We start from the raw sequence: 9,527 nt of genomic DNA on the forward strand, positions 1-9,527 counted from the left end.
CCTTGATAATCATATGTTATAATACTAATTGGAGGTATTAATATGAACAAATATACACGACAAATACTCATTGTTATTCAAAATTTTTCACTATTTATTAGTGCGATACTAGGTATAATATTTTACAATTGTTTTAACCTAGACTTTTATAAAAATTTTTTTTCAAAAGGAAATTTAGCACCTAATATCAATACATCTAGTGATGATTTAATAAACAATACATCAAATCTTTTAGATTATCTAAATAGTAAAGCTGAGCTGAATACATCATGGTTTACAGAAAAAGATATTCTACACATGAAAGATGTTAGAACACTTTATAATGTAAGTTTTTATACAATGATATTCCTCATAGCAGTATTTATAATTACTACAATTCTAATTATAATGTTATCTAAACACAAGACAATGTTCTACATTACTAGAACATTCAATAAAACATTATTAGCATTCATAATATTAATAATAGTTTTAGCTGGTATAATTTCATACAATTTTAATTCATTCTGGATAAAATTCCATCAGTTATTATTCTCTAATGATCTATGGTTATTAAGTCCTGATGAATCCAATCTAATAAAAATGGTTCCTGAAGAATTTTTTATCAGTTTAATTACAACGATAATTTTACACATATTATTACTATTTATCGCACTTTTTGTTTTAAACAACATATTTAAAAAAAGATTTAGAAATATTTAATCTCTTAGTGCATATTTAAAATGTTATTTATAAGAAATATATGATATAATAAATTTTAGTTTCAAATAAATAAAATACGAAAGGATAAATTATGGCTCAAAATGATAAAAATGTTGTTACTGAAGATAAAGTAACATTTAGATTATGTGATGACTGTCTTGGTGTTAATCTTAAAACTTTAATTCCTAAATTAAAAAAGAAAGCACCAAATGCTGAATTCATCATAGGATGTCAATCTTATTGTGGACCTGGAAGAACACAAACTTTCACACTTGTTAATAGTAGAATATGTATTGCTGATACTGAAGTCGAACTAATGCCTTTAGTTGATGAAAAACTTAGAGATCGTATGAGTGCAGAAGATGAAGAAAAATACAGAAAACGTCTGGAACGTCGTCTTGAGCGTACTTTTTACTTTATTATCCCTGAGAATGCTACTATTAAAGTAGGAGAAGATATTGATCTAGGTAAAGATGGAATAATTGCTCGTAAAGCTGGGAAGTCTTACCTTGACGATCTTATTATCGAAGGAGAGGTAGACAATACTAAACCTGGTACATATGAATTAGTTTATAAAGTAACAATAGATGATAAGGAACACAAGAGAAAACGTCTTATCACTGTGATTGATGAAAACGTATAATCAACATTCATAAAAATAAAAAAATTAAACCTATAGGAAAATACAAAGTTGTATAGTCTTATAGGTTTTTCTTTACTTTATTTTTAAAAATTAATACTGTTTTTATGAAAATAGCGTTTACTTTTTTTGTAAATATGGTATAATATAAGTATAGAAATAGAAGTCGGAGGTTCTGATCATGGAAAATAAATATACAAAAATTTTAGTCGCAGTAGATGGTTCTAAACAAGCTGAGTGGGCATTCACAAATGCTGTAGCTATAGCATTAAGAAATGAGGATGCAGAGTTATATATCGCTTCTGTAATTGATGCGACAATCGCAACTTCTGGTTTATCAGATCCATATATTTTCAACTCATTCTATAAACGTACTAAAGAATTAGTTGATAGTTATGCGGACGCTGCTAAAGAAGCTGGACTAACAAAAGTATTCGGTATTGTTGAACAAGGTATTCCAAAAATTGTTCTTAGTGAAGACATCGTTGATGAAAAAGGTATTGACCTTGTAGTTTGTGGTTCTTCAGGTTTAACTGGATTCAAACGTATGCTTATGGGATCAGTTTCTGAAGGTATTGTAAGATACGCTAAATCTGACGTAATCGTAATTAAACAAAGTTCTATTCCTCAAGATTTTGAAGCTGCTATTGCTAAAAAATTCCAAGAAGAACAAGAAAAATAAGTATCTCTAATATATTTAGATTAATGTTTGTTAATTTAAATTCATTTAAAATTTTTCCTTTTTTAAAAGAAGTGACTCATGTTTATCATGAATCACTTCTTTCTTTTAATTATTCCTAAAATTTACAAATATAAAATGAGAGTGACTTAAAAATCGTGATTTCGTGAAAATCGATTTTTCAGAGTCACCTCCGCACAGTTTATTAGATATCTAAAAAGCTTTTATAAAGTGAATTTAGATATCAATAAATCACTGCGTCTATGAATTCTCATATACACTTTGTTAAAATTCAGGTCTTTTGGGGCAGTCCCCTTATTTTTAATATATCTTCTTCACTTTCAAACTATCATAATTCAATGCGGCAAGTTGCACAGAATTTGGTCCGAAATACTTAGTATAATCATGAAGCTGTTGTTTATCATCATAAATATAAACCCTATCTCCAATTCGTTCTTCATCACCTATTTCTACTACTAAGTGACTCATCATAGTTGAATAAATATTTCTATCTTTTCCATTAATTATACAAGTTTTTCCTTTTAATCTATCTCTCAGTATTCCATCTCCATAGCCAATATTTACAATTCCCACTTTTTTGTTAACATCAGCTATATATGAATTAGAATATCCTATGCATTCACCTTTATTTAATGTTACTATATTAATTATTTCACCATAAACAGTAATCGGATTTTTAATAACTAAATTATCTAAAGCCACTGGATTTACTTTCACATCATAAGGCATAGCTCCATAAAGAATAATACCTAATCTCTGATGTGTTGTTTTTTCAAAGGCACCATCACGTAAAAATGAGGCACTATTTTGCAAATGAACTACTTCAAACTCATAAACTTTCTGCGCTTCATCAAGAACTTTTAATACTAACTCTTTTTCTTTCTCATAAAAACCATCAAATTCATCCGCAAATGAAAAATGAGACCAAAATCCTTTTAGTTTTAAACTATTTTTTTTACAGAAATCTATAATCTCTAGTACTTCTTCCAGATTTTTTGCTCCAGCGCGTCTCATACTACCTGCAAATTCCAACTGCAATGTTAAATCTTTAAGTCTTTCAAGATTTTCTTTTAAATATTCAAGACTCGCTATATTTATCTCGATATTATACTCTCTAGCTAAATCAAAGTCATAAGTTGGATTTAAAAGAAAAATATTAGCATCCTCACCAAGTGTTTCCCTTATTACCTTACACTCTTCTTCTTTTGTCGTAGCGAAATAATTAATTCCTACTTCTGAGTATAATTTTACACATTCTCTTAAATCTAAATTATACGCATTATTTTTAACTACAGCTATTATATCCTGTGCTTGTTCTTTTAGATTAATAGCATTTTGTCGTATATTATTATAATTTAACTCAATTGTTGCCATAAAGATCCTTTCTTAACTAAACGGGAGTGACTCAAAAATCGCGATTTTTAAATCATTCCCGTTTATCTCACTAAAAAATCAAAAAATTACTCGTTATAATATTTCAATATACCAAGGTAATATTGAACCCCTACTTTTAATATTTTTTCATCGAAGTTGAAAGTTGGTGTATGAAGTCCTGAAACATAGTTTTTCTCTTCGTTTCTTAAACCTAAAAAACTATAGTTTATAGGAGAAAGTCTACTGAAGAATGAGAAATCTTCCCCATATAGATAAGCTTCCTCTAACTCAATATAGTCAATATTTTCTTTTTCAATAACTTCTCTAATTACTTGATAAGGAAGTTCATCATTAATCACCGCTGGATACCCTTCAGCAAAATCAACACGAATACTTGCACCAGTAAGATGCTCAAGTCCTACACGCGTATTTTCAATCGCAGTTTTGATTGTCGCCAAATCTTCCATACTGTAGGTTCTAATCGTTCCTTCCATATATGCATTCTCAGCAACAACATTCATCGCATCCCCACCGTACATTTTACCAATATGAATAATGTTAGTGTTACGTGCTTTAGTATGTAACGCATTAAGTTTTAACATCTCTTGGAAGAACATTGTAGCCACATTAAGGGCATCAATTCCAGTATTTTTTAAACCTACGTGAGCTGCACGTCCTTTGATATAAATTCTATATTCATTAGCACTAGCCATGATTTCTTTCGGTTTAGAAACTATGTACCCTTCAGGATAATCTGGATTCATATGCAAAGCATAACTTGCTAAAATATTATACGGTGAGAAGTCAAAATCATTGATTAATAAATTTCCACCACCAAAAGTTTCTTCAGCTGGTTGGAATACAAAAATACTATTTACCTTCGTAGTATTATTTTTGTAATAATCAGCCGCTTCTATAACACTTCCTAAAAGCATAGTCGTATGTCCATCATGACCACACGCGTGCATTACACCATCATTATTTGATTTAAAATCAACATTATTTTCCTCTGAAATAGGAAGTGCATCAATATCCGCTCTAAATAAAATCGTATCTTTAGTTTCCACACTAGCTTTAAAAATCACTACTAGTCCTGTCTCAAGCGTCTCTTGATATTCTATCCCGTATTCTTTTAAAACACTAGCGATAAATTCTTTTGTTTTATACTCTTCCAAAGATAACTCTGGATTTTGGTGCAGATGTCTACGCCATGATGTTAAATTCTCTTCAGTAATCACTTTCATCTTCTCTTCCTACTTTGTTATAAGTTTCTTAATTCTGCAATAATGTCTACTTTTTCTTCTGCAACTTCACTACGTGTTTTGATTACTCGCGCAGGAACACCCGCTACTACATCTCCACTAGCTACGTCTTTTGTTACTACACTTCCTGCTGCAACAACGGCATTGTCTCCGATTTGAACACCTTCTAACACTACAGCATTAGCACCGATAAGAACATTGTTACCTACTCGTACTGGTGTAGCATTGGCTGGTTCAATAACACCTGATAAGACAGATCCAGCACCAACGTGAGAGTTCTCTCCAACTTCTGCACGTCCACCTAAAATAGCATTCATATCGATCATAGTGTTTTTACCAATTTTAGCTCCGATATTAATAACAGCACCCATCATGATAACCGCATTATCCCCAATACTAACGTGTTCACGAATTGAACAACCTGGCTCAATACGAGCATTAAACTGAGTTAAATCAATCATCGGTACACCACTATTACGGCGATCATTTTCTACACGGTGATTTACTACCACAGCTTTGTTAGCTTCGTAAAATTCCACCCAATCAGCGAAATCTGCAAAAATTACTCTTGAATTGCCTTCACCATAAACTTCTAAAGTTTCTGGAAATTCTACATCAGCGTTAAAATTAACGTAAACTTTTACCGGTGTTTTCTTTTTTGATGTTGCAATAAATTTAATAATCTCTTCTGTTGATTTCATTTCTTTCTCCTATAATCTATACAATTTTTTTCTATTTTATATCTAATTTTTACATATGTCAATCTAACTTTATTATAGTATTTTTTTAGGGAGTGACTCAAAAATCGCGATTTCGTAGAAATCGATTTTGTCGAGTCACCCCCGCACAGTTTATTAGATATCTAAAAAGCTTTTATAAAGCGATTTTAGATATCAATAAACCACTGCGTCTATGAGTTATCATATACACTTTGTTAAAATTTAGGACTTTTGGCGCAGCCCCGTGTATATTGATATTTTTATAAACTTAGTGTAGGTGATTCAATTAAACTCCTATACAGAGTCTCTTGAATCCCTCCTGACTTTATTATTCTATACCTAGTACATCTTTCATAGAATATAATCTAGGTTCTTCTACAGTGTTAAGCCACTGTGCAGCTGTAACAGATCCTTTCGCGAACATTTTTTTACTTAGAGCTGTATGTTTAATCTCAATTACCTCATCTTCTCCAGCAAAAATCACTTCATGTTCACCTACTATAGTCCCACCACGTACCGCATGAATCCCAATCTCTTTTTCTTGGCGTTTCATATCTCCATGACGACCATAAACTCTATTGTAGTCTTCTACATCTTTAACCGCATCTACTAACATTTTTGCAGTTCCACTTGGTGCATCTACTTTTTTATTGTGGTGTTTTTCAATAACTTCGATATCATATCCTAATAACAATTCACTAGCTTTTTTCACTAATTCTACTAAGACATTTACTCCTAAACTATAATTTCCTGCATAAACTACTCCAACAGTTGTTGCTAATTCATCGATTAATTCTAATTCTTCTGGAGTGTGGCCAGTCGTAGCAATTACAACTTTCGTTCCAGTACGTTTAGCATACTCTACTAATTCAGCAGTTCCTGCGTGATGAGAAAAATCAATAATCACATCTGCAATCTTTTCTAAACTTTCATATGAAGTATAAGTAGGAAATTTCTCTTCTAGTAATTCACGACCTACACCTGCAACTATTTCTAAATCAGTACTATCTTGAATATAGTTTTTTAGAACTTGCCCCATAGTTCCATTATAACCACTTAATAAAACTCTCATTTTTACTCTCCTTGTAATGAATTAAGTCTTGCAATCTCTTGCTCTAATCTTGTTGCTAATGTTGGCGCAACATGAGTCATTGGTAGACGGTAGTGACAAGCTGATTTTCCGATTAATTCCACACATTTTTTAACTGGCATTGGGTTTGGCTCAGCAAATAACATGTGAATGAAGTCTAAATATTTAAGTTGAAGTCCGAAAGCTTTATCTACTTGTCTTTCTAAAGCATATTTACACATTAAGTGTGTTGCTTTTGGATAAACGTTAGCTAAAACAGAGATTGTCCCTTTACCACCAGCTAAAATAATAGGTACGTTAATATCATCATTTCCTGAATAAATATCAATGTTATCCCCTACTAAGTTTCTAACTGCTAAAGTATGAGCGATATCTCCTACAGCATCTTTGTAAGCTACGATATTTTTGTGTTGAGATAAGTGTAAGATAGTCTCTGGCGCCATAACTTGTCCAGTTCTTCCTGGAACATTGTAAAGTACGATTGGTAAATCAACACTATTAGCGATTGCTTCAAAGTGTTCAATTAAACCTTGTTGACTAGTTTTAATGTAGTATGGTGTTACCACTAATAATGCATCAGGTCCTAATTTTTCAATCTCTTGACTTAATCTAATTGAGTGAGCTGTATCGTTAACCCCACTACCTGCAATAACTGGTACACGTCCTGCTACCCTATCAATCGCGAATTTAATTACCGCTACTTGCTCGTCATCAGGCATTGTTGAACTTTCACCTGTAGTTCCCGCTACGATAATTGCATCTGTTCCTTCACTAATTTGGAATTCGATTAACTCTCCAAATGTTTCATAATCCACACTTCCATCCTCGAAAAATGGTGTTACTATTGCTACTCCGCTTCCTGTATAAATTGTCATAATCTTGTTCTCCTTTGTTTCTATGTTATTTATGTATATTTTAATAATATTTTTTATGTTATTTTTTAAATTAAATATCTTGTCTAATTAAATCTTCTAAAGTTTCACCTTTTACTACTAGGCGACTACTTCCATCTTTTACAAACACTACTGGTAATTTCGGTAGTCTATTGTAGTTACTACTCATGCTATAGTTATATGCTCCTGTCGATGATACTATTAGTAAATCACCTTGCTCAGCTTTAGGTAAATTCGCATCCATTACTAACATATCTCCAGACTCACAGCATTTACCAGCAACTGTATAAGTTGTATCTGCTTCTTCACTCATCTTGTCGGCTAACATCGCTTCATATTTTGCTTTATATAATGCATAACGAGGATTATCTGCCATACCACCATCAACGAACACATATTCACGACCTGCAAAAGTCTTCTTAACTCCACCAACACTGTATAATGTGCTACCAGCGTTACACGTTAAACTTCTACCAGGTTCAATAACTACCTTAGTTAAGTCTAATCCGAAATTATCACTCTCACGTTCGACTACTTCGATGTACTCTCTTAAAAATTCAGCAAGTTCAAAAGGTCTATCCTCTTCAGTGTAATAAACCCCGAAACCTCCTCCTAGGTTAAGAACACTTATAGTTAAACCTAATCTTTCTTGAACTTTTTTCGTAAATTCCATTACTACTTTTACAGCTTCGAAAAATGAAGTTTTTTCAAAAATTTGTGATCCAATGTGTGAATGGAATCCTACAAAATTAAGATTACTTTGATTATTAATATCTGCGATTAAATCATAAATTGTGTCATCGTAGACTGAGTAACCAAATTTTGAATCATCTTTTGCTGTTTTGATGTATTCATGAGTATGAGCATCAATACCTGTATTAATTCTTAATAATACATCTACAGTATTTCCACTCTCTCTTACGATTTCATTAATCATTTCGTATTCATAGTCATTATCTATGACGATAGTTCCCACTCCAACTTTAAGAGCATATTGTAGTTCCTCACGAGTTTTATTATTTCCGTGGAAATAAGCCTTCTTCATATCATATCCAGCTTTATACGCTGTATGAATCTCACCAAGTGACACTACATCAACACCTAAGCCCTCTCTACTAGCAATTCTTAAGACCTCTAAGCAACTAAAAGCTTTCGATGCGTAAAGAACTTCTGTATTGAACTTCGAACTTCTAAAATTATTGATAAAAGTTCTACATTGGTTCACTAACATATTTTCATCATAAACATAAAGTGGTGTACCATATTGAGCTTTTAACTCACTTACTCCAACTCCGGAAATATTCAGTTCACCATTTTCTACCGTCATACCATCAAATAATTTCATTACTTTCTCCTTCAAATAAGTTATAAAAAATAGACTACAAGAACAAAAGGTCCTTGTAGTCTAGCTTATAATTCTATCCTATTCCTCTTGCCCTTATTATAAAAAGCTCACCATGAAGAAAATGGGCATTTTCTAATGACAGTGTTATGCCTATTCGACATAACCCCAGTGAATTTAATCACTTCGGCGATGCTACCTTTTAAATTAGTCATCGCGGCCTCTTTTTATAATACTTATCTATTTACGTTGTATAAATAATATCACGTTTTAAAATTATTGTCAATAGTTTTCAGAAAATTTTTATAATACTCTAGTTTTGACCCATGTATATACACAATTTATAATAGTTGTAATTAACTTTTAAAACAACTATAATATACACATATTAAAAGAAGATGGCTCAATATACTGCGTCTTATACGAAAAATAAAAGGAAGATAAAATATGATTGACTTTACAAAAAATGACGACTTAAATAAAATTATTAGTGACAATATCATAGCGATTATTCAATATGGAACTGCTACATGTATGCCATGCCACTCTATAAAAAATAAAATTACTACTTGGCAAGAAAATCACAAAGACGTCGTAGCATACTACATCTCATTAGAAGAAAATATGGAAATTGCTGCACAGCGTGGTATTCTTTCTTCACCTACTGTAGAAGTATATATCGAAGGAAGACTATCAATTCAAAAAAGTGGCTACTTCAGTCTAGATGAAATTCTAGAAAAAGTAAGTAGCATAAGTGAACAGATGAAATAAAAAATATGGGAGTGACTCAAAAATCGTGATTTCG

10 protein-coding genes, 1 pseudogene and 1 riboswitch are annotated in these 9,527 nt (G+C 31.7%); of the genes and pseudogenes, 5 read left to right on the forward strand and 6 right to left on the reverse strand.

What is annotated here, in order from left to right; all coding sequences use genetic code 11:
• Window positions 1-42 precede the first annotated feature (42 nt).
• From O3884_RS02615 to O3884_RS02630, 4 genes and pseudogenes are all read left to right on the forward strand, one after another.
• Window positions 43-702, forward strand: coding sequence for a TIGR01906 family membrane protein (locus O3884_RS02615; RefSeq protein ID WP_371451441.1), 660 nt, complete (start codon window positions 43-45; stop codon window positions 700-702).
• Between the two features lie 91 nt (window positions 703-793).
• Window positions 794-1,108 (forward strand): annotated as a pseudogene (locus tag O3884_RS02620) (YuzB family protein); the annotation flags it as partial.
• A 33-nt stretch (window positions 1,109-1,141) separates the two neighbouring features.
• Window positions 1,142-1,345, forward strand: coding sequence for an immunoglobulin-like domain-containing protein (locus O3884_RS02625; RefSeq protein WP_371451456.1), 204 nt, complete (start codon window positions 1,142-1,144; stop codon window positions 1,343-1,345).
• A gap of 178 nt (window positions 1,346-1,523) precedes the next feature.
• Entirely contained in the window at window positions 1,524-2,024 is a 501-nt protein-coding gene (locus O3884_RS02630) for a universal stress protein (RefSeq protein WP_371451443.1), read from the forward strand.
• 318 nt (window positions 2,025-2,342) lie between these two features.
• Here O3884_RS02630 and O3884_RS02635 read toward each other — a convergent pair whose 3' ends face one another.
• The 6 genes from O3884_RS02635 to lysA all read right to left on the reverse strand — a co-directional run bounded on the left by O3884_RS02635 (window position 2,343) and on the right by lysA (window position 8,725).
• Window positions 2,343-3,416 (reverse strand): alanine racemase, encoded by a 1,074-nt coding sequence (locus tag O3884_RS02635; protein ID WP_371451445.1) that lies wholly within the window; start codon window positions 3,414-3,416, stop codon window positions 2,343-2,345.
• Window positions 3,417-3,502: 86 nt separating this feature from the next.
• A complete protein-coding gene (locus O3884_RS02640) occupies window positions 3,503-4,660 on the reverse strand; it encodes a M20 metallopeptidase family protein (protein ID WP_371451447.1) in 1,158 nt (385 codons plus the stop codon).
• A gap of 17 nt (window positions 4,661-4,677) precedes the next feature.
• Window positions 4,678-5,379 carry a 2,3,4,5-tetrahydropyridine-2,6-dicarboxylate N-acetyltransferase gene (gene dapD, locus O3884_RS02645; protein WP_299324206.1) on the reverse strand — a complete coding sequence of 234 codons (702 nt, stop codon included), beginning with the start codon at window positions 5,377-5,379 and terminating at the stop codon, window positions 4,678-4,680.
• A gap of 346 nt (window positions 5,380-5,725) precedes the next feature.
• On the reverse strand, window positions 5,726-6,469 hold the full coding sequence (gene dapB / locus O3884_RS02650; RefSeq protein ID WP_371451449.1) for a 4-hydroxy-tetrahydrodipicolinate reductase: 744 nt from the start codon (window positions 6,467-6,469) through the stop codon (window positions 5,726-5,728).
• A 2-nt stretch (window positions 6,470-6,471) separates the two neighbouring features.
• Window positions 6,472-7,362 (reverse strand): 4-hydroxy-tetrahydrodipicolinate synthase, encoded by an 891-nt coding sequence (gene dapA / locus O3884_RS02655; RefSeq protein ID WP_371451451.1) that lies wholly within the window; start codon window positions 7,360-7,362, stop codon window positions 6,472-6,474.
• 70 nt (window positions 7,363-7,432) lie between these two features.
• Window positions 7,433-8,725 carry a diaminopimelate decarboxylase gene (gene lysA, locus O3884_RS02660; protein ID WP_371451453.1) on the reverse strand — a complete coding sequence of 431 codons (1,293 nt, stop codon included), beginning with the start codon at window positions 8,723-8,725 and terminating at the stop codon, window positions 7,433-7,435.
• Between the two features lie 95 nt (window positions 8,726-8,820).
• Window positions 8,821-8,956: riboswitch (Lysine riboswitch) on the reverse strand.
• A gap of 213 nt (window positions 8,957-9,169) precedes the next feature.
• On the opposite strand from lysA, the gene O3884_RS02665 reads away from it, so the two are divergent.
• Window positions 9,170-9,493: a thioredoxin family protein gene (locus tag O3884_RS02665; protein ID WP_371451454.1), complete on the forward strand. Its 324-nt coding sequence runs from the start codon at window positions 9,170-9,172 to the stop codon at window positions 9,491-9,493.
• The last annotated feature ends 34 nt before the right edge of the window (window positions 9,494-9,527 follow it).

The sequence above is a fragment of the Gemella sp. 20925_1_85 genome (assembly GCF_041433735.1).
Classification (GTDB): Bacteria; Bacillota; Bacilli; order Staphylococcales; family Gemellaceae; genus Gemella.

Excerpts from the sequence above, each read along its gene's own strand:
- O3884_RS02615 (WP_371451441.1), top strand. The coding sequence starts at position 43 with ATGAACAAATATACACGACAAATACTCATTGTTATTCAAAATTTTTCA.
- O3884_RS02630 (WP_371451443.1), top strand. The coding sequence starts at position 1,524 with ATGGAAAATAAATATACAAAAATTTTAGTCGCAGTAGATGGTTCTAAA.
- O3884_RS02635 (WP_371451445.1), bottom strand. The coding sequence starts at position 3,416 with ATGGCAACAATTGAGTTAAATTATAATAATATACGACAAAATGCTATT.
- O3884_RS02640 (WP_371451447.1), bottom strand. The coding sequence starts at position 4,660 with ATGAAAGTGATTACTGAAGAGAATTTAACATCATGGCGTAGACATCTG.
- dapD (WP_299324206.1), bottom strand. The coding sequence starts at position 5,379 with ATGAAATCAACAGAAGAGATTATTAAATTTATTGCAACATCAAAAAAG.
- dapB (WP_371451449.1), bottom strand. The coding sequence starts at position 6,469 with ATGAGAGTTTTATTAAGTGGTTATAATGGAACTATGGGGCAAGTTCTA.
- dapA (WP_371451451.1), bottom strand. The coding sequence starts at position 7,362 with ATGACAATTTATACAGGAAGCGGAGTAGCAATAGTAACACCATTTTTC.
- lysA (WP_371451453.1), bottom strand. The coding sequence starts at position 8,725 with ATGAAATTATTTGATGGTATGACGGTAGAAAATGGTGAACTGAATATT.
- O3884_RS02665 (WP_371451454.1), top strand. The coding sequence starts at position 9,170 with ATGATTGACTTTACAAAAAATGACGACTTAAATAAAATTATTAGTGAC.